General features: G+C 72.9%; 18 protein-coding genes and 1 tRNA gene. 7 read left to right on the top strand and 12 right to left on the bottom strand.

Features of this window, described 5'->3' with window-relative positions:
- The first annotated feature begins 178 nt into the window (after positions 1–178).
- On the top strand, positions 179–2,935 hold the full coding sequence (gene ppc, locus ACH4SL_RS03970; protein ID WP_398441776.1) for a phosphoenolpyruvate carboxylase: 2,757 nt from the start codon (positions 179–181) through the stop codon (positions 2,933–2,935).
- Positions 2,936–3,015: 80 nt separating this feature from the next.
- Here the strand turns inward: ppc and ACH4SL_RS03965 are convergent, their stop codons facing one another.
- Both ACH4SL_RS03965 and ACH4SL_RS03960 read right to left on the bottom strand, forming a co-directional pair.
- Entirely contained in the window at positions 3,016–3,618 is a 603-nt protein-coding gene (locus tag ACH4SL_RS03965; RefSeq protein WP_398441903.1) for a TetR family transcriptional regulator, read from the bottom strand.
- Positions 3,619–3,745: 127 nt separating this feature from the next.
- Positions 3,746–4,738 (bottom strand): acyl-CoA desaturase, encoded by a 993-nt coding sequence (locus tag ACH4SL_RS03960; protein ID WP_398441774.1) that lies wholly within the window; start codon positions 4,736–4,738, stop codon positions 3,746–3,748.
- 221 nt (positions 4,739–4,959) lie between these two features.
- Between ACH4SL_RS03960 and ACH4SL_RS03955 the strand changes: the two genes are divergently transcribed.
- The 5 genes from ACH4SL_RS03955 to pth all read left to right on the top strand — a co-directional run bounded on the left by ACH4SL_RS03955 (position 4,960) and on the right by pth (position 9,411).
- Positions 4,960–5,030: transfer RNA gene (locus ACH4SL_RS03955), tRNA-Gln, on the top strand.
- Between the two features lie 112 nt (positions 5,031–5,142).
- Complete coding sequence (gene glmU / locus ACH4SL_RS03950) at positions 5,143–6,597, top strand: bifunctional UDP-N-acetylglucosamine diphosphorylase/glucosamine-1-phosphate N-acetyltransferase GlmU (protein ID WP_398441773.1); 1,455 nt, start codon at positions 5,143–5,145, stop codon at positions 6,595–6,597.
- A gap of 237 nt (positions 6,598–6,834) precedes the next feature.
- Entirely contained in the window at positions 6,835–7,812 is a 978-nt protein-coding gene (locus ACH4SL_RS03945; protein ID WP_398177286.1) for a ribose-phosphate diphosphokinase, read from the top strand.
- 273 nt (positions 7,813–8,085) lie between these two features.
- Positions 8,086–8,712, top strand: a complete 627-nt coding sequence (locus ACH4SL_RS03940) for a 50S ribosomal protein L25/general stress protein Ctc (protein ID WP_398441772.1) — start codon at positions 8,086–8,088, stop codon at positions 8,710–8,712.
- A gap of 105 nt (positions 8,713–8,817) precedes the next feature.
- Positions 8,818–9,411, top strand: coding sequence for an aminoacyl-tRNA hydrolase (pth, locus tag ACH4SL_RS03935; protein ID WP_398441771.1), 594 nt, complete (start codon positions 8,818–8,820; stop codon positions 9,409–9,411).
- Positions 9,412–9,465: 54 nt separating this feature from the next.
- On the opposite strand, the gene ACH4SL_RS03930 is transcribed toward pth, so the two are convergent.
- Positions 9,466–10,287 carry a trans-aconitate 2-methyltransferase gene (locus tag ACH4SL_RS03930; RefSeq protein ID WP_398441770.1) on the bottom strand — a complete coding sequence of 274 codons (822 nt, stop codon included), beginning with the start codon at positions 10,285–10,287 and terminating at the stop codon, positions 9,466–9,468.
- A 133-nt stretch (positions 10,288–10,420) separates the two neighbouring features.
- On the opposite strand from ACH4SL_RS03930, the gene ACH4SL_RS03925 reads away from it, so the two are divergent.
- On the top strand, positions 10,421–10,918 hold the full coding sequence (locus ACH4SL_RS03925; protein WP_398441769.1) for a MarR family winged helix-turn-helix transcriptional regulator: 498 nt from the start codon (positions 10,421–10,423) through the stop codon (positions 10,916–10,918).
- On the opposite strand, the gene ACH4SL_RS03920 is transcribed toward ACH4SL_RS03925, so the two are convergent.
- The 9 genes from ACH4SL_RS03920 to rsmA form a co-directional block, all read right to left on the bottom strand.
- Positions 10,877–11,671, bottom strand: coding sequence for a LuxR C-terminal-related transcriptional regulator (locus ACH4SL_RS03920; RefSeq protein WP_398441902.1), 795 nt, complete (start codon positions 11,669–11,671; stop codon positions 10,877–10,879). The two genes, ACH4SL_RS03925 and ACH4SL_RS03920, sit on opposite strands and share 42 nt — an antisense overlap.
- A 288-nt stretch (positions 11,672–11,959) precedes the next feature.
- Positions 11,960–13,111 carry a galactokinase gene (galK, locus tag ACH4SL_RS03915; protein WP_398441768.1) on the bottom strand — a complete coding sequence of 384 codons (1,152 nt, stop codon included), beginning with the start codon at positions 13,109–13,111 and terminating at the stop codon, positions 11,960–11,962.
- On the bottom strand, positions 13,108–14,085 hold the full coding sequence (galE, locus tag ACH4SL_RS03910) for a UDP-glucose 4-epimerase GalE (RefSeq protein WP_398441767.1): 978 nt from the start codon (positions 14,083–14,085) through the stop codon (positions 13,108–13,110). Before galE ends, galK begins: the two co-directional genes overlap by 4 nt.
- Positions 14,082–15,179 (bottom strand): galactose-1-phosphate uridylyltransferase, encoded by a 1,098-nt coding sequence (gene galT / locus ACH4SL_RS03905; protein WP_398441766.1) that lies wholly within the window; start codon positions 15,177–15,179, stop codon positions 14,082–14,084. Before galT ends, galE begins: the two co-directional genes overlap by 4 nt.
- Positions 15,180–15,374: 195 nt before the next feature.
- The gene (locus tag ACH4SL_RS03900) at positions 15,375–16,052 is read right to left on the bottom strand and encodes a response regulator transcription factor (RefSeq protein WP_398441765.1); all 678 of its coding nucleotides are present in this window, start codon (positions 16,050–16,052) and stop codon (positions 15,375–15,377) included.
- Positions 16,053–16,300: 248 nt separating this feature from the next.
- Complete coding sequence (locus tag ACH4SL_RS03895) at positions 16,301–18,085, bottom strand: YncE family protein (RefSeq protein WP_398441764.1); 1,785 nt, start codon at positions 18,083–18,085, stop codon at positions 16,301–16,303.
- A gap of 102 nt (positions 18,086–18,187) precedes the next feature.
- Positions 18,188–19,999, bottom strand: a complete 1,812-nt coding sequence (locus tag ACH4SL_RS03890; protein ID WP_398441763.1) for an ABC-F family ATP-binding cassette domain-containing protein — start codon at positions 19,997–19,999, stop codon at positions 18,188–18,190.
- A 302-nt stretch (positions 20,000–20,301) separates the two neighbouring features.
- Positions 20,302–21,222, bottom strand: a complete 921-nt coding sequence (locus ACH4SL_RS03885; protein ID WP_398441901.1) for a 4-(cytidine 5'-diphospho)-2-C-methyl-D-erythritol kinase — start codon at positions 21,220–21,222, stop codon at positions 20,302–20,304.
- An 8-nt stretch (positions 21,223–21,230) separates the two neighbouring features.
- Positions 21,231–22,085 carry a 16S rRNA (adenine(1518)-N(6)/adenine(1519)-N(6))-dimethyltransferase RsmA gene (gene rsmA / locus ACH4SL_RS03880; RefSeq protein ID WP_398441761.1) on the bottom strand — a complete coding sequence of 285 codons (855 nt, stop codon included), beginning with the start codon at positions 22,083–22,085 and terminating at the stop codon, positions 21,231–21,233.
- Positions 22,086–22,096 lie beyond the last annotated feature (11 nt).

The following is a 22,096-nucleotide window of genomic DNA, read 5'->3' as shown; positions in this document are numbered from 1 at the left end:
GGTTCCGGCGCTGTTCCGGCACCTCGACGGCACCCCGGCGGCACCCCTGACGGGCGCCCCGGTGTCCGGCACGTGGGCTGGGCGTCTCGGCGGACGAGCCGCGACCTATCCTGGAACGGCCGGACAGCGCGGTCCGCGAGTACGCCGTCCACACACCCCTGCACAAGGAGCCGCACCTGTGAGCAGCGCCGACACCGCCCCGGACAGCAGTACCGCCAGCAGTTCCGCCCTCCGTGCCGACATCCGCCGCCTGGGAGACCTGCTGGGCGGCACGCTGGTGCGCCAGGAAGGACAGGAGCTCCTCGACCTCGTCGAGAAGGTCCGCGCACTGACCCGCAGCGACGGGGAGGCCGCCGCCGCACTGCTCGGGGAGACCGATCTGGAGACCGCGGCGAAGCTGGTCCGCGCCTTCTCCACCTACTTCCACCTCGCCAACGTCACCGAGCAGGTGCACCGCGGGCGCGAGCTGCGCTCGCGGCGCGCCGTCGAGGGCGGCCTGCTGGCCCAGACCGCCGACCTGCTCAAGGACGGCGACCCCGAGCACGTACGCGAGACGGTCCGCAACCTCAACGTCCGCCCCGTCTTCACCGCCCACCCCACCGAGGCCGCCCGCCGCTCGGTGCTGAACAAGCTGCGCCGCATCGCCGAGCTGCTGGAGGACGGGCACGGCAACGGCGAGGGCAGCACGGGCGACCGGCGGCGTGCCGACCTGCGGCTGGCCGAGAGCATCGACCTGCTGTGGCAGACGGACGAGCTGCGGGTCGTGCGCCCGGAGCCGGCCGACGAGGCGCGCAACGCGATCTACTACCTCGACGAGCTGCACGCCGGCGCGGTCGGCGACGTGCTGGAGGACCTGGCCGCGGAGCTGGAGCGGGTCGGCGTGCCGCTGCCGCCGGAGACCCGCCCGCTGACCTTCGGCACCTGGATCGGCGGCGACCGGGACGGCAACCCCAACGTGACCCCCGAGGTCACCTGGGACGTGCTGATCCTGCAGCACGAGCACGGCATCACCGACGCCCTGGAGCTGGTCGACGACCTGCGCGGCGCGCTGTCGAACTCGATCCGCAACTCCGGCGCGAGCGACGAGCTGCTGGACTCGCTGGCCACCGACCTGGTCGCGCTCCCCGAGATCAGCCCGCGCTACAAGCGGCTGAACGCCGAGGAGCCCTACCGCCTCAAGGCGACCTGCATCCGGCAGAAGCTCATCAACACCCGCGAGCGGCTCGCCACCGGCACCCCGCACGTCCCCGGCCGCGACTACCTCGGCACGGCCGCGCTGCTCACCGACCTCCAGCTCGTCCAGGAGTCGCTGCGCGCCCACCGCGGCGGCCTGATCGCCGACGGGCGGGTGGACCGCACCGTCCGCACCCTGTCCGCGTTCGGCCTGCAGCTCGCCACGATGGACGTGCGCGAGCACGCCGACGCCCACCACCACGCGCTGGGCCAGCTCTTCGACCGGCTCGGCGAGGAGTCCTGGCGCTACGCCGACATGCCGCGCGACTACCGCCGCAAGCTGCTCGCCAAGGAGCTGCGCTCGCGCCGCCCGCTGGCCCCGACCCCGGCGCCGCTGGACGCCGCCGGCGCCAAGACGCTCGGCGTCTTCCACACGATGCGCGAGGCCTTCGAGCGCTTCGGCCCCGAGGTGATGGAGTCGTACATCATCTCGATGTGCTTCGGCTCCGACGACGTCTTCGCGGCCGCGGTGCTGGCGCGCGAGGCCGGGCTGATCGACCTGCACGCGGGTGTCGCCAAGATCGGCATCGTGCCGCTGCTGGAGACCACCGTCGAGCTGAAGATCGCCGACAAGCTGCTGGACGAGATGCTCTCCGACCCGTCCTACCGGCGGCTGGTGTCGCTGCGCGGCGATGTGCAGGAGGTCATGCTCGGCTACTCCGACTCCTCGAAGTTCGGCGGCATCACGACCTCGCAGTGGGAGATCCATCGGGCGCAGCGCCGGCTGCGCGACGTGGCGCACCGGCACGGCGTGCGGCTGCGGCTCTTCCACGGCCGCGGCGGCACGGTCGGCCGCGGCGGCGGCCCCTCGCACACCGCGATCCTCGCGCAGCCGTGGGGCACCCTGGAGGGCGAGATCAAGGTGACCGAGCAGGGCGAGGTCATCTCCGACAAGTACCTGATCCCGTCGCTGGCCCGGGAGAACCTGGAGCTGACCGTCGCCGCGACGCTCCAGGCGTCCGCGCTGCACACCGCGCCGCGGCAGTCCGACGAGGCGCTGGCGCGCTGGGACGCGGCGATGGACATCGTCTCCGAGGCGGCGAACGGCGCCTACCGCAAGCTCGTCGACGACCCCGACCTGCCGAAGTACTTCTTCGCCTCCACCCCGGTCGACCAGCTCGGCGAGCTGCACCTCGGCTCGCGCCCGTCCCGCCGCCCGGACTCCGGCGCGGGGCTCGACGGCCTGCGGGCGATCCCGTGGGTCTTCGGCTGGACGCAGTCCCGGCAGATCGTCCCCGGCTGGTACGGCGTCGGCTCGGGCCTGAAGGCGGCGCGCGAGGCGGGCCTCGACGGGGTGCTGGACGAGGCCTTCGGGCAGTGGCACTTCTTCCGCAACTTCCTGTCCAACGTCGAGATGACGCTGGCCAAGACCGATCTGCGGATCGCCCGCCACTACGTCGACTCGCTCGTCCCCGACGACCTCAAGCACGTCTTCGACGCCATCGAGGCCGAGCACGAGCTGACGGTGCGCGAGGTGTTGCGGCTCACCGGTGAGTCCGAGCTGCTGGCGGCGAGCCCGGTGCTGGCGCAGACCTTCCGGATCCGCGACCAGTACCTGGACCCGATCTCGTACCTCCAGGTCACGCTGCTGGCCCGGCAGCGGGAGGCCGCCGCGCGCGGCGAGGAGCCGGACCCGCTGCTGTCCCGCGCCCTGCTGCTGACCGTCAACGGCGTCGCGGCGGGCCTGCGCAACACCGGCTGACCAGCGCACGCCAGGAGCCGCCCCCGACGCGTTGTCGGGGGCGGCTCCTCGTGCGTGCGGGGTACGTGCGGGGCGCGCGCTCAGCTCTTGCGGTGGCCGACCAGCCGGGGCTTGGGCTCCAGGCCCGACAGCCCGTTCCAGGACAGGCTGACCAGGTGGGCGACGACCTCGGACTTCTTCGGGCGCTGCACCTCGACCCACCACTGGCCGGTCAGCGCGACCATGCCGACGAGCGCCTGGGCGTACAGCGGGGCGAGCTTGGGGTCGAAGCCGCGCTGCTTGAACTCGTGGCCGAGGATGTCCTCGACCTGGGTCGCGATGTCGCTGATGAGCGAGGCGAAGGTGCCGGTGGACTGCGCGACGGGCGAGTCGCGCACCAGGATGCGGAAACCGTCGGTGAAGCGCTCGATGTAGTCCAGCAGCGCGAAGGCCGCCTGCTCCAGCAGCTCACGGGGGTGGCCGCCGGTGAGGGCGCCGGTGACCATGTCGAGCAGCCGGCGCATCTCGCGGTCGACCACCACGGCGTAGAGGCCCTCCTTGCCGCCGAAGTGCTCGTAGACCACGGGCTTGGACACCCCGGCCTTGTGCGCGATCTCCTCGACCGAGGTGGCCTCGTAGCCCCGCTCGGCGAACAGCGTGCGGCCCACGTCCAGGAGCTGCTCGCGGCGTTCCTTGCCGGTCATGCGGACCCGCCGGGTGCGGCGTGCGGTCGGTCCCGAGGGGGCCGGTGCGGCGGCCTCGGCGGATCCGCGGGCCGCCGCCCTGCCGGTCGTCGTCGCCCTGCGCTGTCTGCCGTCGCTCACGCCCCCATCATGCCGCTTCGCTTACGTCTTCTTTACGCCGGGAGGCGATCCGGTCGGCGGAGGGCCAGCGCACATCGGTGGCCCAGCCGGCCTTCTCGAACCAGCGGATGACGCGCGCGCTGGAGTCGATCTGGCCGCGCAGCACGCCGTGCCGGGCGCTGGTGGGGTCGGCGTGGTGCAGGTTGTGCCAGGACTCGCCGCAGGACAGGACCGCCAGCCACCACACGTTGCCGGAGCGGTCGCGGGACTTGAACGGGCGCTTGCCGACCGCGTGGCAGATGGAGTTGATCGACCAGGTCACGTGGTGCAGCAACGCCACCCGAACGAGCGAACCCCAGAAGAAGGCGGTGAAGGCGCCGTACCACGACATGGTGACCAGGCCGCCGACGACCGGCGGGATGATCAGCGACAGCGTCGTCCACAGCCAGAAGTCGCGGGAGATGCGGCGGATCGCCGGGTCCTTGATCAGGTCGGGCGCGTACTTCTGCTGCGGGGTCTGCTCCTCGTCGAAGAGCCAGCCCATGTGCGCCCACCACAGGCCCTTGAGCAGGGCCGGAAGTGTCTCGCCGAAGCGCCAGGGGCTGTGCGGGTCGCCCTCGGCGTCGCTGAACCTGTGGTGCCTGCGGTGGTCGGCGACCCAGCGCACGATCGGGCCCTCCACCGCCATCGAGCCGGCGATGGCCAGCGCGATCTTCAGCGGGCGGTTGGCCTTGAAGGAGCTGTGCGTGAAGTGCCGGTGGAAGCCGATGGTGATGCCGTGGCAGCCCAGGAAGTACATGCCCACCATGAGGCCCAGGTCGAGCCAGCTCATCCCGCGTCCCCAGGCCAGCGGCACCGCGGCGACCAGCGCCACGAAGGGGATGCAGATGAACAGCAGCAGTGCGATCTGCTCGATCGACCGCTTGTTCTCGCCGCCGCGGGTGGCGCTGGGCGGCTCGTGTCCTGTCGTCCCGGGATCCGGTTCCCGGGACTCGGGCCTCACGTCTGTCTGTGTGGTCATGTCTGTCCCTGTCGGATGGAGGAGGGGGGCTGCAATCAGCGGTTACGCGTAACCTACGCTGCCGTAAGTATTGCAGCGGCATCCCGTGGACGACAGGACCGTGTCGGGCGGGCACCGATCGATGCTTACCCTGATCTCCGTCGCGTGCACCATGTCCGGTGCGGCATGATGGGAGCGACCGCCTCGCCGCCCCGACCCGGTCGGCGGGGAGGCCGAGTTGATCCGCCGTGGTGTAATGGCAGCACTGGGGCTTTTGGTGCCTTAAGTCCGGGTTCGAGTCCTGGCGGCGGAGCAGGTGCGCGGTGCGGGTGTTGCCGGGCAGGCGCATGCGGCGCGGATGGCCCGGCCCGGGGGGCCTGGGTATTCTGCGGGAGTCCCGCTCCCGAAGCCCAGGAGTTCTCCCTGTGAGCCCCACACGTCCGGCTGCCGTCGTCGTCCTCGCCGCGGGTGAGGGGACGCGCATGAAGTCGGCCACCCCGAAGGTGCTGCACCCGATCTGCGGCCGCTCCCTGCTCGGCCATGTGGTCGCCGCCGCGCGCGAGCTGGACCCCGAGCAGCTGCTGGTGGTCGTGGGCCACGGGCGCGAGCGGGTCGTCGAGCACCTCGCGGCGGCGGATCCGGACGCGCTGACGGCGGTGCAGGAGGAGCAGAACGGCACCGGGCACGCGGTCCGCATCGGCCTGGAGGAGCTGGCCCGGCGCGGCGCCACCCCCGAGGGCACCCTCGTGGTGACCTACGGCGACACCCCGCTGCTGACCGCCCACACGCTGGCCACCCTGGTGTCCGCGCACCAGGCGGACGGCAACGCGGTGACCGTGCTCACCGCGCACGTACCCGACCCGACCGGGTACGGCCGCATCGTGCGGGACGTGACGGACGGCCAGGTCACCGCGATCGTGGAGCAGAAGGACGCCTCCCCGGACCAGCAGGCGATCACCGAGATCAACTCCGGTGTCTACGCGTACGACGCCGCGCTGCTCGCCGAGGCCCTCACCAAGATCACCACCGACAACTCGCAGGCCGAGGAGTACCTGACCGACACCCTGGCGATCCTGCGCGGGGCCGGCCACCGGGTCGGCGCCTGGACCGCGACCGACCACCGGGAGATCGCCGGCGTCAACAACCGGGTGCAGCTCGCCGAGGCACGCCGGGTGCTCAACGACCGGCTGCTGCACCAGGCGATGCTGGACGGCGCGACGGTCGTCGACCCGGCCTCGACCTGGCTGGACGCGGGCGTGGTGCTCGAGCCCGACGCGGTGATCCACCCCAACACCCAGCTGCTGGGCGCCACCCGGGTGGCGGCGGGCGCGGAGGTCGGGCCGAACTGCACGCTGACCGACACGACCGTCGGCGAGGGCGCGCGGGTGTCCAACACCGTCGCCCAGGAGGCCGAGATCGGCCCGCTCGCGAACGTCGGCCCGTACGCGTACCTGCGCCCCGGCGCGCGGCTCGGCAAGGGCGCCAAGGCGGGGACGTACGTCGAGATGAAGAACGCCTCGATCGGCGAGGGCACCAAGGTGCCGCACCTGAGCTACGTGGGCGACGCGACGATCGGCGACCACACCAACATCGGGGCGGCCAGCGTCTTCGTCAACTACGACGGCGAGGCCAAGCACCACACCACCATCGGCAGCTACTGCAAGACCGGCTCGGACAACATGTTCGTGGCGCCCGTGGTGGTCGGCGACGGCGCCTACACCGCGGCCGGCTCGGTGATCACCAAGGACGTGCCGTCCGGCTCGCTCGCGGTGGCCCGCGGGCAGCAGCGCAACATCGAGGGCTGGGTCGCCCGCAAGCGCCCGGGCAGCGCCGCCGCGCAGGCCGCGGAGCGGGCCCGGGAAGCCCAGCCGGACGACTGAGCCGCGCTCCTTCCCCTCCCTCCTCTCCCCCACACCCACCTGCGGCTTTCCGCTGCGCAAACACCCGCTGCCGCACCGGCGAGCGGCGGGTGAGTGAGGGCTGTCTCATCGGCCCCTCCGAGGTGCACACATGCGCCGGAGGGGGCGTACCGTGTGGGGTGCACACAATTCCGCCAGCACGCCCGCATCCGGGTGTCGCTGTGTCGAACACCAGTCGAACACCAAGGAGACGGTGCAGTGACCGGGATCAAGACGACCGGTGAGAAGAAGCTGATGCTCTTCTCCGGCCGCGCACACCCCGATCTGGCGGAGGCGGTGGCACGGGAACTCGGCGTCGAGCTGGTGCCGACCAAGGCTTTCGACTTCGCCAACGGCGAGATCTACGTCCGGTTCCAGGAGTCCGCGCGCGGCGCCGACTGCTTCCTGATCCAGAGCCACACCCGGCCCATCAACCAGTGGATCATGGAACAGCTGATCATGCTGGACGCCCTGAAGCGGGCGTCGGCACGCAGCATCACCGTGATCGTCCCCTTCTACGGCTACGCGCGGCAGGACAAGAAGCACCGCGGCCGCGAGCCGATCTCCGCGCGGCTGATCGCCGACCTGTTCAAGACCGCGGGCGCCGACCGTATCCTCACCGTCGACCTGCACACCGACCAGATCCAGGGCTTCTTCGACGGCCCGGTGGACCACCTGTTCGCGCTGCCCGTGCTGGCCGACTACGTGGGCGCCAAGGTGGACCGCGACAAGCTCACCGTCGTCTCGCCGGACGCCGGGCGGGTGCGGGTCGCCGACCGCTGGTGCGACCGGCTGGGCGCGCCGCTGGCCATCGTGCACAAGCGCCGCGACCCGGACGTCGCCAACCAGGTGACCGTCCACGAGGTCGTCGGCGACGTCGAGGGCCGGGTGTGCGTGCTGGTCGACGACATGATCGACACCGCGGGCACCATCTGCGCGGCCGCGGACGCGCTCTTCGCCAACGGCGCCGAGGACGTCATCGTGACGGCCACGCACGGTGTGCTGTCCGGCCCGGCCGCCGACCGGCTGAAGAACTCGAAGGTCAGCGAGTTCATCCTGACCGACACCCTGCCGACCCCGGCCGAGCTCGACCTCGACAAGATCACCGTGCTGTCGATGGCGCCGACCATCGCCAACGCGGTGCGCGAGGTCTTCGAGGACGGCTCGGTGACCAGCCTCTTCGAGGAAGCGCACTGATCCGGCGCGGGCGGCCGCAGAATCGGTACGCCCGTGTTGGCGCGCGATTCCGTCGATGATCGATAGTCGCCCATCGATCAACCGCCCTCGGTGATCGATTTCGTCCGGGGCCTTCCCGCCGGTTACGCTGTCCGCGTTGCTCGGCGAGGGAGGCCCCGGACGCGTTTCACGGTCCGGAATCCGGCTCCGTTATCGACGCGCTCCTCGTGAACCGTGGATCGGCCCGTCGGGGCCGGGCGACCGTACCGTCTGCCACCACGAGGAGTGAACCTCATGTCCGAGGTCAAGATCCCTGCCGCTCTGCGCACCGAGTTCGGCAAGGGCGCCGCGCGCCGCATCCGCCGCGCGGACCAGGTCCCCGCCGTCATCTACGGCCACGGCGCCGAGCCCAAGCACGTGTCCGTCCCCGGCCACCAGCTGCTGCTGGCGCTGCGCACCGCGAACGTCCTGATCTCGCTGGAGATCGACGGCAAGTCCGAGCTGGTCATCCCCAAGGCCGTGCAGCGCGACCCGATCAAGGGCTTCCTGGAGCACGTCGACCTGCTGTCGGTCAAGCGCGGCGAGAAGGTCAACGTCGAGATCCCGGTGACCGCGGAGGGCGAGCCGGCCCCCGGCGGCAACCTGGTGGAGCACGTGCTGGCCGCGCTGCCCGTCGAGGCCGAGGCGACCCACATCCCCGAGGGTGTCACCGTCAGCGTCGAGGGCCTGGAGGCCGGCGCCTCCATCGTGGCCAAGGACATCGCGCTGCCCAAGGGCACCACGCTGGCCGTCGACGAGGACGCCGTGGTGATCCAGATCGTGGCCGCGCAGGTCGAGGAGGCCCCGGAGGAGGGCGAGGAGGAGGCCGAGGCCGCCGACGAGGCCGCCCCCGCCGAGGAAGCCCCCGCCGACGAGGCCTGAGCCTGCCGCTGCGGCCCGCCGCCGTACCCTGTCCCGGGGTGCGGCGGCGGCCGTGTCTCACCCCCCGGCCCGGACCGGGCGGACCCCCGCACCCCTGGAGAGTCGATGAGCGACAGCACAGCGCCCTGGCTGGTGGCCGGGCTGGGCAACCCGGGCCCCGAGTACGCCGCCAACCGGCACAACATCGGCTTCATGGTCGCCGACCTGCTGGCCTCCCGGATGGGCGGCAGCTTCAAGCGCTCCGGCAAGGCGCAGGCGCAGGTCGTCGAGGGCCGCATCGGCCCGCCCGGACCGCTGAGCCGCCGGGTGGTGCTGGTCAAGCCGATGTCGTACATGAACCTCTCCGGCGGCCCGGTCACCGCGCTGCGGGACTTCTACAAGGTGCCGACCGCGCAGATCGTCGCCGTCCACGACGAGCTGGACATCCCGTACCCGACGCTGCGCCTCAAGCTCGGCGGCGGCGACAACGGGCACAACGGGCTCAAGTCGCTCACCAAGGCGATGGGCCCGGACTACCTCAGGGTGCGCGCCGGGATCGGCCGCCCGCCGGGGCGGATGGACGTGGCCGCGTTCGTCCTGAAGGACTTCTCCTCGACCGAGCGCAAAGAGCTGGAGTGGTTCGTCGACCGCGCGGCCGACGCCGTCGAGGCGCTGATCGGCGACGGCCTGGAGCGGGCGCAGAGCGCCTACAACAGCTGACCGGCCGGGCCGGGCCCCGTCCCCCGCGTGGGGTGCGGGGCCCGGCGCCGCGGGTCAGCGGGCGGGGGTGCGGGCGACGGCGAAGATGCGGCGGAAGGGGAAGACCGTGCCGTGCGGGCCCGGCGGGTAGGCCTTGCGCAGCAGGTCGCGGTACTGCCCGACGAATTCGCGGGCGGCGGCCGGGTCGCCGTCCAGCGCGGTCAGGACAGGGCGCAGCGCGGTGCCCTTGGTCCAGTCGAGGACCGGGTCCTCGCCCTGGAGGAGCTGCACGTACGTCGACTCCCAGACGTCCACCTCCGCGCAGCCCAGCTCCGTGAGGCGCTCCAGGTAGCCGGCGGGGCCGAGGATGTGCACGTACCGGCGGCCGTGGCCGTCCAGCCGGTCGCGCCAGCGCGGGGATTCGCACAGCTCGGCGAGCAGCGCGTGGCTGGGCGCGTCGAAGTTGCCCGGCACCTGGAAGGCGAGGGTGCCGCCGGGGGCGAGGCCGTCGAGCCAGCCCGCGAAGCGGTCGGCGTGGCCGGGCACCCACTGGAGCGCCGCGTTGGAGACGATCAGGTCGTAGTGCTCGTCGGGTGTCCAGTCGGCGGCGTCGGCACGGCGGAAGTCCAGGGTGCCGCCGCCGGTGGTGGGCCCGGCGTACTGCTGCGCGGCGGCCAGCATCTCGGCCGAGTTGTCGAAGCCGGTGACGCGGGCGCCGGGCCAGCGGTCGGTGAGCAGCACCGTGACGTTGCCGGGCCCGGAGCCGATGTCGGCGATCCGCGGCGAGGCGCCGCCGGGCAGTTCCGGAATCCGGTGGAGGAGGTCGAGGAACGGGCGGGTTCGGTGGGCGGAATGGTGGAGATACTGGTGGGGATCCCACGTCGGGCTTGCGTGCATCGTTCGTACTCCCTGGGTGGTACGGGACCGCTGCAGAAACGGAGTGCGAGGTTCATCTCCGACTCCAGGCTCCACCCGGGGATATCTTGATGTCAAGAGACTTCATGTCGACAGACCTACTACACTGATCCCCATGGAGGACGAGGTCGACCGGCTGGTCGCTGCATGGCGCCGAGAGCGCCCCGACCTCGACGTCGAACCGCTCGAAGTGCTCAGCCGGGTCAGCAGGCTCGCACGGCACCTGGACCGCGCCCGGCGGCTGGCGTTCACGGAGATCGGGCTGGAGTCCTGGGAGTTCGACGTCCTCACCGCACTGCGGCGGGCCGGGACGCCGTATCAGCTCTCGCCGGGGCAGCTGCTCACGCAGACCCTCGTCACGTCCGGCACGATGACCAACCGGATCGACCGGCTGGCCGAGAAGCGGCTCGTCGAGCGGCTCCCCGACCCCTCCGACCGGCGCGGGGTGCTCGTCCGGCTCACCCCCGCGGGCCAGGACCGCGCCGACCGGGCCCTGGCCGGCCTGCTCGCCCAGGAGCGCACCATCCTGGGCGAGCTCACCCAGGCCCAGCGGGCGGAACTCGCGAGCCTGCTACGACAGCTGACCGCGCCGTTCGACAACATCCCCACCTGAGGCGGCCAGCTCCACCGGGCCCACCCCGGCGCGCCGGGCCAGCGCCACGGCCGCCAGCGTGGAGTGGACGCCCAGCTTGCCCAGCACGTTCTGCATATGGGTCCGCACCGTGTGCGGGGACAGGAAGAGCCGCTCGGCGACCGCCTTGCGGCCCAGCCCGGCGACCATGCAGCGCAGCACCTCCTGCTCACGCGGCGTCAGCGACTCCACGAGCTGCTCGCTCTCGGTGCGGTGCCGCCGGGCCGCGGTCAGCTCCCGCAGCACCCCGGTCAGCAGCGCGGGCGGCAGATGCGTCTCGTCCCGCAGCACCCCGCGCACCACGGCCAGCAGCCGCGACAGGGAGCAGTCCTTGGCGACCCAGCCGGACGCCCCCGCCTGCAGCGCGGACGCCGCGCGGTGCGGGTCGTCGCGCTCGGCGAGCACGACCGTGCGCGTCCCCGGGTGCTCGGCCTGCACCCGCTCGACCAGCGCGAGACCGTCCAGCACCGGATCGCGCGGCTCGGCCGCGCGCAGCGCCGACGGCGGCGGTACGGACGCCAGCGCGGGGCGCCGCGGCGCGGTCCCCAGGTCGGCGTCGACCAGCAGCACGTCGTAGCGGCGGCCGTCGACCGCTGCCCGGTCGAGGCAGCGCTGTGCGGCGGGGCCGCTGCCGGCCGCCGACACGTCGACGTCTGACTCCGCCGCGAGTGCGGCGGCGAGCGACTCGGCGAAGATGCGGTGGTCATCGACGACGAGAACGCGGATTCGTCCCACGGACACCACTCCCGGTGTACGGCACTCCCCCAGTGGCGGGGCCTCGCGTGGGACCCGGTCCCGTACCGCGGGCCGCCGCCCGCGGACGGGGCCGGATCCCTGCGTCTCGCCCCCTGATGAACGCCGGCCCCCACCGGCGTTGTGGGAAAAGCGTAGGGGTTCCCCGACGGAATGGCGCCGTCTTGGCGCAAGTTGCCCGTCCGGACCGGCATGTCCGGCCCGGTAAACGGTTTCCCCGGCCACGCCGGGTGGGCGCGGCCGGGGAAGCGCGCCCCCGGCGGGGCGTCCTCAGCCCAGGCGGTGCGCCCCCGGCGAGGGGACGGCCTCGAAGACGCGTGCGCCCGGGAGGGCGGCGAGGACCGCGGAGGTCACGGCGGGGACGGCCGGGGCCGGGGTCAGCACGACCGCGGAGCCGCCGAAGCCGCCACCGGTCATCCGCGCGCCGAGCGCCCCGGCGGCGACCGCGGCCTCGACCACGAGGTCCAGCTCCGGGCAGGACACCTGGAAGTCGTCCCGGAGCGAGGCGTGACCGGCCGTCAGGACGGGCCCGACGTCGGCGACGCGCCCGGCGTCGAGCAGCGCGACGACCTCCTCGACGCGCCGGTTCTCGGTCACCACGTGCCGGGTCAGCCGGCGCAGCCGCTCGTCGGACAGGGCGGCGAGCGCGGCGTCGAGGCCGTCGTGGGGCACGTCCCGCAGCGCCGCAAGGCCGAGTTCGGCCGCCGCGGCCTCGCAGCCGGACCGCAGCCGCGCGTACGCCCCGTCCGCGTGCGCGTGCTTGACGCGGGTGTCGGCGACGAGCAGCGTCAGACCGGCCGCCGCGAGATCCAGCGGGACCTGGCGCTGCACCATGCCGCGTACGTCGAGGTGCAGGGCGTGGCCGTCCGTGCAGCACGCGGAGGCCGTCTGGTCCATGACGCCGACGGGCGCGCCGACGTACACGTTCTCCGAACGCTGGCACAGCAGCGCCAGTTCCTGCCGCGGGAGGTCGACGCCGTGCAGGTCGGCCAGCGCCAGCGCGGTGACGACCTGGAGCGCCGCGGAGGAGGACAGGCCGCCGCCGACCGGCACCGTGCTGGCGTAGTGGATGTCGGCGCCGCCGATCGGGTGGCCGGCCTCGCGCAGTGTCCACAGCACGGCGGCGGGGTAGGTGGCCCAGCCCGCGTCGGCGCCGGGGGCGAGGTCGTCCAGGCGCAGTTCGACGACCCCGCCGGGCATGTCGGCGGACGTCAGCCGCAGCAGGCCGTCGTCGCGGCGGGCGACGGCCGCGCGGGTGGTCTGCGCCAGGGCGAAGGGGAGCACGAAGCCGTCGTTGTAGTCGGTGTGCTCACCGATCAGGTTCACCCGCCCGGGCGCCGACCAGCAGCCCTCGGGGTCGCGTCCGAAGGCTTCCTTGAAGGCTATGCCGAGGTCGTCGGGCGTACCTGGGCCGTCGGTCATGCGTCCTCCTGCAGGGATTGGGCGAAGGTCCACGCGTCGCGGACGATGTCGGCGAGATCGGTGCGCACGGGCTGCCAGCCGAGTTGGTCGCGGGCGCGCTGCGCGGAGGCGACGAGCACGGCGGGGTCGCCGGCGCGGCGCGGCTGCACGGTCTCGGGAATGGGGTGCCCGGTCACCTGCCGGACGGTGTCGATGACCTCGCGGACGGAGAAGCCGCTGCCGTTGCCGAGGTTGCACACCAGGTGCTCGCCGGACGCCGCCCGGCCGAGGGCCAGCAGATGGGCGTCGGCGAGGTCGGCGACGTGGATGTAGTCGCGCACGCAGGTGCCGTCGGGCGTCGGGTAGTCGTCGCCGAAGACGGCGATGGCCTCGCGGCGGCCCTGGGCGACCTGGAGCACCAGCGGGACGAGGTGCGACTCGGGGTCGTGCCTCTCGCCCTGGCCGCCGTACGCGCCCGCGACGTTGAAGTAGCGCAGCGACACCGCGGCCAGGCCGTGCGCGGCGCACTCGGCGCCGATCATGTGGTCGACGGCGAGCTTGCTGGCGCCGTACGGGCTGGTGGGCGCGGTCGGCAGGTCCTCGGTGATGGGGACGGTCGCCGGTTCGCCGTAGGTGGCGGCGGTGGAGGAGAAGACGAGGGTGCGCACCCCCGCGTCGCGCATGGCGTCCAGCAGGTCCATCGTGCCGCCGACGTTGTTGCGCCAGTACTTGCCCGGGTCGGCGACGGACTCGCCGACCTGCGAGAAGGCCGCGAAGTGCAGCACCGCGTCGAAGCTGGGGTCCAGCACCTTGGCGGCGTCCTGGATCCGGCCCTCGACGAAGTCGGCGCCGTCCGGCACCCCGGCGCGGAAGCCGGTGGACAGGTCGTCCAGCACCGTCACCTGGTGCCCGGCGTTCAGCAGCCGGGCGGCCACCACCCCGCCGATGTATCCGGCACCACCGGTGACCAGCAGCTTCCTGGGATTCTCGGTCACGTACTCGCTACCTCTCGCAGTCGCAGTGCGGCGGCTTCCGGGGGCACGTCGTTGATGAAGGCGCCCATTCCGGACTCGGACCCCGCAAGATACTTCAGCTTGCCCGACGTACGGCGAATCGTGAAAAGTTCCAGGTGGAGGGCGAAGTCACGTCGCTCGGGTATGCCGAAGGGCGCCTGGTGCCAGGCGGAGATGTACGGGGTGGGCGGCTGGTCCGGGCCGAAGATCCGGTCGAAGCGGCGCAGCAGTTCCAGGTAGACGCGCGGGAATTCGGCCCGCGCGTCCTCGTCGAGCGCGAGCAGGTCCGGCACCCGGCGGCGTGGGAAGAGGTGCACCTCGTACGGCCAGTGGGCGGCGTGCGGGACGAACGCCACCCAGTGCTCGGCGGCCAGCACGACGCGGCTGCCGGCCGCGGTCCCCTGCGCGGTGCCGTCCGCCGTGCCGTCGGCCGTCTCGTCGGCGAGCACGTCGTCGAAGAGGTTGCGGCCGGTGCGCTCGCGGTGCGCGGCCAGGGTGTTCAGCATGAGCGAGGTGCGCGGGGTGACGAACGGGTAGCCGTAGATCTGGCCGTGCGGGTGGCCGAGGGTGACGCCGATCTCCTTGCCGCGGTTCTCGAAGGCGAAGACCTGGACGACACCGGGCAGCCGGGAGAGGTCCAGGGTGCGGTCGGTCCAGGTGTCGAGGACCAGCCGGGCGCGGTCCTCGGTGAGGTCGGCGAAGGAGGCGTCGTGGTCGGAGGTGAAGCACACCACCTCGCAGCGCCCGGCGTCGCCGGCGAGCGAGGGGAAACGGTTCTCGAAGACGACGACCTCGTAGTCGCTGTCGGGGATCTCGCTGAGCCGCCCCTCGCGCGACGGGCACAGCGGGCACTCGTCGGCGGGCGGGTGGTAGGTGCGGCCCTGGCGGTGCGAGGCGATGGCCACGGTGTCGCCGAGCAGCCGGTCCTCGCGCAGCTCGGAGTGGGTGGAAACGGGCTCCAGGGGACGGCGGTCGACGGCGTCGCGAACGGGCGCGGCCGCGCCGCCGGGGCGCACGTCCCCGTCGTAATAGATGAGTTCACGGCCGTCCGCGAGCCGGGTCGTCGTCTTCTTCACCCTGCTGACCCCTCACACCACAATCACCCAACAGAACCGCACACAATGAATCATGACACAACAGTGCAGTCAATGCGCGGGCGCGGGTGAAGTTGACGCGTCGGTCAGTACGGGGCTGCGGCTCCCTTTCGGGCACAACCAAACAAAGACGAACAGATACGTGAGCGCTTCCCCCGCGGAGCAGCCGCGGAGACCTCAGCGCGCCCCGGGGGCCGCCGCCCGGTCCAGCAGGCCGGTGCGCGCGGCCAGCGCCGCCGCCTCCAGCCGGGACCCGACGCCGAGCTTCATCAGCACCCGCTGCACATGGGTGCGCGCGGTGCTCGGCGCTATCCGCATCCCCGCCGCGATCAGCCGGGTGTCCTCGCCCTCCGCGACGCGCACCAGCACCTCGATCTCCCGCGGGGTCAGCATCTCCAGCAGCCGCACCCCTTCGTCGTCCGGCTGCTGCGCGGGGTCGAGCAGTTCGGCGAAGGCGCCCTGCAGCAGCGGCTGGGCGATCGCGACCTCGCCCGCCCGCGCCTTGGCCATGGCCCGCTCCACGCCCTCGATGCGCTCGTCGTGCCGTACGTAGCCGGACGCCCCCGCCGCGAAGGCCGCCGCGATGCCGCGCGGGTCGGGCACCGGGCCCAGCACCACGACCGCGACCGCCGGGCGCTCCCGGCGGATCCGGGCCACCGGTTCGAACGCGCCGGGCGCGGCCGGGGCCGCCGTGCCGAACAGGCACACCTCCGGCGACCGGCCCAGCACCAGCTCCGCCGCCCCGCCGGACGGCGCCGACGCGGCCAGCACCCGGTGCCCGCGCAGTTTCAGCGCCGACGCCAGCGCCTCCGCGAGCAGCCGGTGGTCGTCGACGACGACCAGCCGTACCCCCATCCAGGACACCCCCTCCACGGGAGCGGCCCGGTCCCCGCCGCCCCTCATTGCCCTACGCATACCGCGCGACGGCCCCTCCCAACCGCGCGTCCGGGCGGTACGAGCCCAGGCACGCGAAGGTACACGCTTGCCCCATGACAGCGCGCCCCCGACGCGGCACGGGAGCCCGGGAATTCCGGGCAGCCGTGCACGCCGGGGGCGCGCGGGCCGGTCGGACGCGCCGCGGACGGGGCCGCGGTGAGCCGCCGTCAGTGAAGGTCGACGAGGTACTTCTGGTCGTCGTTGCTCTCGTAGACGGTGTGGCAGGAGTAGAAGAAGTGGCCGTTGTGCCAGTACATGTAGCCCTCCAGGTCGGACATGTCGCCGACCTTGTCCTCCGTGCCGTCCGCGAAGGACGCGTACTTCTGTATCGCGCCCGTCGCGGGGTCGATCACGTCCAGCTGGCCGTTCACGTCGTAGTCCGGCGGCTCGGCGGCGAGGATCCTGCCGTCCGGCAGGAAGTCCAGGCCCACCACGGCCTGCTTGGACGGCGGCTTGGCGACCCACTTCTGCTTGCCGTCGGCGGTGTTGAAGGCGACGATGCCGCTGAGCACCTGGCCCTTGCTGTCGCCCTGGCTGCGCAGCGTCAGATAGACGGTGTCCTTGCTGACCAGGATGTTGTGCACGTCCTCGACGCCGTTGTCACCGAGCGAGATGTCGTACTTGTCGGTGCCGAGCGAGATCCGGGAGAGCATCTTGCCGTCGGCGAGGGTGACCACGTCGGTGGCCAGCGCGTCGCCGTTCTGCGTGTCGAGCACCACCACGACCGGGTCGGTCGAGACGACCGCCTTGACCTCGAAGCCGCTGGGCGCCTGCCACGACCACTTGGCCTTGCCGGCGTTCTCCGGGTCGACGACCTGCACCTTGTAGGTCTTGAAGTCGCAGTTGACGACGACCACGAACTGCGCGCCGCCCGCGTAGCCGTCGTCCTCGCAGTTGCCGTTGCCGCCCTGCCACAGCACCTTCTGGGTGCTGATCCGGTAGGCGATCGAGCCCTCCAGCCAGTCGACGCCGACCGTGTCGCCGCTGATCGCCATCTGCGAGTAGTCGAAGTCGCCGCCACTGCCGCCGGGCAGCGTCGCGGTCCACTTCGCGGCGCCCGTCGCCAGGTTGAAGACCATGATCTGATTGCACGTCGGGCCGTACTGGATCGCCGCGAAGTCCTGGTAGGTGTCCTTGGCCGACGAGCAGTCGTCGCCCGCGGGCGCGGCGAGCGTCCACTCCTGGTTGCCGGTCGCGATGTCGTACCCGACGACCTTGTTGATCTCCTGCTTCACCACGAGCTTGTCGGTGAACCAGATGCCGGGTATCCGCTTGAGGTTGTCCTTCTTGGCGACCGTGTCGGCCGGCTTGTCCCACGCGAACTGGATCTCGCTGGAGTGCGGCGCCTCGGTCGGGCCCTTCGACCCGCTCGCGGTCGGGGTCGGCTTGGGCTTCGGGTCGTCACCGCCGTCGCTCTTGGTGGCGAAATACACCGCGACCACGGCGATCAGCGCCACCGCCACGACCGCCGCGATGATCGCGATCATCTTGTTGTTGTTCCGCGCGCCGCCGGGACCGCCCGGAGCACCCGGGTACGGCGCCGGCGTCTGGTAGCCGTACGGGCCCGGCGGGGGCGTCTGGCCGTACTGCGGCTGGCCCGGGTACGGCTGCTGGGCGCCCGGGTAGGGCGGCGGCGTCTGCGGCGGGACCTGGAAGGCCGCCTGCGTCGGCGCCTGGGCGTACGGGTTCTGCCCCGGCGGCACCGGCTGCGCGTACGGGTTCGGCCCGCCGGGCGGCGGGGTCTGCGGGGCGCCGGGGGCCGGGTAGCCGTAACCGCCGCCCGGAGCGGGCGGCGGCGGGGTCTGCGGAGCGCCCGGGGCCGGATAGCCGTAGCCGCCGGGCGGCGGGGGCGGGGTCTGCGGCGACTGCGGAGGCCCCGGCGGTGGCGGCACCGCCGCGTCGGACTTCCCGAACTCGGGCGGGGTGCCGGGCGGCGGGGGCGGCTGGGACATCAGCGGAACCTCTTCACAACTCACAACAGTGTCGGGCGGAAATTCTTTCTATCACCCGGCACCGACACCCCCGCGGGCCCCGGCAGTTCCGTTACCGGCCCGCTACACGTTCTCCTCGTCGGCCAGTTCCAGCCAGCGCATCTCCAGGTCCTCGCGCTCCTCGCGCAGCGCCCGCAGCTCCGCGTCGATCTCCGCGACCTTCGCGAAATCCGTGGCGTGCTCGGCGATCCGCGCGTGCAGCACCTTCTCCTTCTCCGCGGCCTTGTCCAACTGCCGCTCGATGCGCTGGAGCTCCTTCTTCGCCGCCCGGGTGTCGCCGGTCGGCCGGTCCTTCTGCTGCTGCCTGGGCTGGGCGGGGGCGGCCGGGACCGCGGCCTCCTCCATCGCGCGGCGCCGCTCCAGGTACTCGTCCACCCCGCGCGGCAGCATCCGCAGGGTCTGGTCGCCCAGCAGTGCGAACACCCGGTCGGTGGTGCGCTCCAGGAAGTAGCGGTCGTGGCTGATCACGACCATCGAGCCGGGCCAGCCGTCGAGCAGGTCCTCCAGCTGGGTCAGCGTCTCGATGTCCAGGTCGTTCGTCGGCTCGTCGAGGAAGAGGACGTTCGGCTCGTCCATGAGCAGCCGCAGCACCTGCAGCCGGCGCCGCTCACCGCCGGACAGGTCGCCGACCGGCGTCCACTGCTTCTCCTTGGTGAAGCCGAACCGCTCGCACAGCTGACCCGCGGTCATCTCCCGGCCCTTGCCGAGGTCGACGCGGCTGCGTACCGCCTCCACCGCCTGGAGCACGCGCCATTCCGGGTCCAGTTCTGCGACCTCCTGCGACAGGTACGCCAGCCGCACCGTCTTGCCGACCACCACCCGGCCCGCGGCCGGCTGCCGCTCGCCGTCACTGGTCTTCGCGTCCGCGAGCGCCCGCAGCAGCGACGTCTTGCCCGCGCCGTTCACGCCCACCAGGCCGACGCGGTCGCCGGGGCCGAGCTGCCACGTCACATGGCGCAGCAGCTCCTTGGGGCCCGCGGTGACCGTCACGTCCTCCAGCTCGAAGACAGTCTTGCCGAGCCGGGAGTTGGCGAAGCGCATCAGCTCCGCGGAGTCGCGGGGCGGCGGCACGTCTTCGATCAGGGCGTTCGCCGCCTCCACCCGGAAGCGCGGCTTCGACGTGCGCGCCGGGGCGCCCCGCCGCAGCCAGGCCAGCTCCTTGCGGACCAGGTTCTGCCGCTTGGTCTCCTCCGTCGCCGCGATGCGCTCGCGTTCGGCGCGCGCGAAGACGTAGTCGCTGTAGCCGCCCTCGTACTCGTGGACGGTGCCGCGCTGCACGTCCCACATCCGGCTGCACACCTGGTCCAGGAACCAGCGGTCGTGCGTCACGACCACCAGCGCGGAGCGGCGGGCCCGCAGATGGCCCGCGAGCCACGAGATGCCCTCGACGTCCAGGTGGTTGGTCGGCTCGTCCAGCACGATCAGGTCCTGCTCGTCGATGAGCAGCTTCGCGAGCGCGATACGGCGCCGCTCACCGCCCGACAGCGGGCCGATCACGGTGTCGAGGCCCGCGGGGAAGCCCGCCAGGTCCAGTCCGCCGAAGAGCCCGGTGAGCACGTCGCGGATCCGGGCGTCGCCCGCCCACTCGTGGTCCGCCCGGTCCCCGACGACCTCGTGCCGCACGGTCGCCGCCGGATCCAGGCTGTCGTGCTGCGTCAGCACGCCGAGCCGCAGGCCCCCCTGGTGCGTCACCCGCCCCGAGTCCGGCTCCTCCAGCCGCGCGAGCATCCGCACGAGCGTCGTCTTCCCGTCGCCGTTGCGCCCGACGACCCCGATGCGGTCGCCCTCCGACACCCCCAGCGAGACGCTGTCCAGCAGGGTACGCGTGCCGTACGTCTTGCCGACGGCTTCCACGTTGACCAGGTTGACGGCCACTTCTCGCTCTCCCAGCGCAGTACGAACCACTCCCCTCCACCCTAGGTGACCCCGCGGGGCCCCCGCCCCGTCCGCCCCGGACTGCCTCTCGCGGCGGGCACCGCGACCTTGCGGCGGGTGGGTGGCTGAGCGCGCAGATCCCCGCGCCCCAGGTGGTTGCCACTTGCGACGACGTCGCAATATGCCGGTCCGTTGTGGTTGCGCGCGCAGTTCCCCGCGCCCCTTTCGGGTTGCCCGGCTCGGCAGGTGCCTGCCCCTGATGCGGCTTCCGCCGCAAGGAGCGGCCCGGGGCGCGGCCCCGGTCAGAGGATCGTCGCCCCCGGTGCGGGCGCGGGCGCGGCGTAGGCACGGCCCGGGAGGGCGGCGGCGAGGGCGTCGGCCGCGGCGGCGGAGGGCGCGAGGAAGGCGCAGGTCGGGCCGGAACCGGAGACGAGCGCGGCGAGGGCGCCCCCGTCGAGCCCGGCGGCGAGCGTCGCCGCGAGTTCCGGCCGCAGGCCCACCGCCGCGGCCTGGAGGTCGTTCGTGAGGACGGCGGCGAGCCGTTCCGCGTCACCCGCCGCGAGCGCGGTGACCAGCTCGGGGTCCGCGGCCGGCGCGGGCAGGTCCCCCGCGAGGTCCCCGCCGCCCCCGGCCCGCCGCAGGCGATCGCACTCGCGGTACACCTCGGGCGTGGAGAGCCCGCCCTCGGCGACGGCGAAGACCCAGTGGAAGCCGCCCCCGACCTCCAGCAGCGTGAGCCGCTCCCCGCGGCCGAGGCCGAGCGCGGCCCCGCCGACCAGGCTGAAGGGCACGTCGCTGCCCAGCTCCGCGCACAGGTCGAGCAGCTCCTCGCGCGGCGCCCCGGTCCCCCACAGCGCGTCGCACGCCACCAGCGCGCCCGCGGCGTCCGCGGAGCCGCCCGCCATGCCGCCGGCGACCGGGACGGCCTTGTCGATGTGCAGGTGGACGTCCGGCTCGATGCCGTACCGCTTGGCGAGCGCGACCGCCGCGCGCGCGGCGAGGTTCGTCCCGTCCAGCGGTACGCGGTCGACGTCCCGCCCCTCCGCGGTGAGCCGCAGCCCCTCCGCGGGCGCGGCGGTGACGTGGTCGTACAGTCCGACCGCGAGGAAGACGTTGGCCAGGTCGTGGAAGCCGTCGGGGCGCCGGCCGCCGACGGTGAGCTGGACGTTGACCTTGGCGGGCACGCGGACGGTGACGGCGGTCACGGGCGGGTCGCTCCTCATGGGTGGTGTCACGGCTTGTGCTCGGCGATGGCGGCGAATTCCTCGACGGTGAGCGACTCGCCGCGGGCCTGCGGCGACACCCCGGCGGCCACCAGCGCGGCCTCCGCGGCGGCCGCGGACCCGGCCCACCCGGCGAGCGCGGCGCGCAGCGTCTTGCGGCGCTGCGCGAAGGCCGCGTCGACCGCGGCGAAGACGTCCTTGCGGCTCGCGGTGGTCCGCGGCGGCTCGCGCCGAACGAGCGAGACGAGCCCGGAGTCGACGTTGGGCGCGGGCCAGAAGACGTTGCGGCCGATGGCGCCGGCCCGCTTGACGTCGGCGTACCAGCAGGCCTTGACCGACGGCACCCCGTAGACCTTGCTGCCGGGACCGGCCGCGAGCCGGTCGGCGACCTCGGACTGCACCATGACGAGCGTGCGCTCGATGGTGGGGAAGGTCGCGAGCATGTGCAGCAGCACGGGCACGGCCACGTTGTACGGCAGGTTGGCGACGAGCGCGGTGGGCGGCGGCCCGGGCAGCTCGGTGACGGTCATGGCGTCGGCGTGGACGAGGGCGAAGCGGTCGGCCCGGGCGGGCATCCGCGCGGCCACGGTCGCGGGCAGCGCCGCGGCGAGGACGTCGTCGATCTCGATCGCCGTCACCCGCTCCGCGGCCTCCAGCAGCGCCAGGGTGAGCGAGCCGAGCCCGGGGCCGACCTCGACGACGGTGTCGTCCGGCCGCACGTCGGCGGTGCGCACGATCCGCCGCACGGTGTTCGCGTCGATGACGAAGTTCTGCCCGCGCTGCTTGGTGGGCCGTACGCCCAGCGCCGCGGCCAGTTCCCGTACGTCCGCGGGCCCCAGCAGACCGTCGTCCTCACTCGTCACCCGCCCTAGGC

The sequence above is a fragment of the Streptomyces sp. NPDC021020 genome (assembly GCF_044333285.1).
Taxonomy (GTDB): Bacteria; Actinomycetota; Actinomycetes; order Streptomycetales; family Streptomycetaceae; genus Actinacidiphila.
Note: the sequence above shows the minus strand (reverse complement) of the source record. Positions and strands in the feature narration are given on the sequence as shown.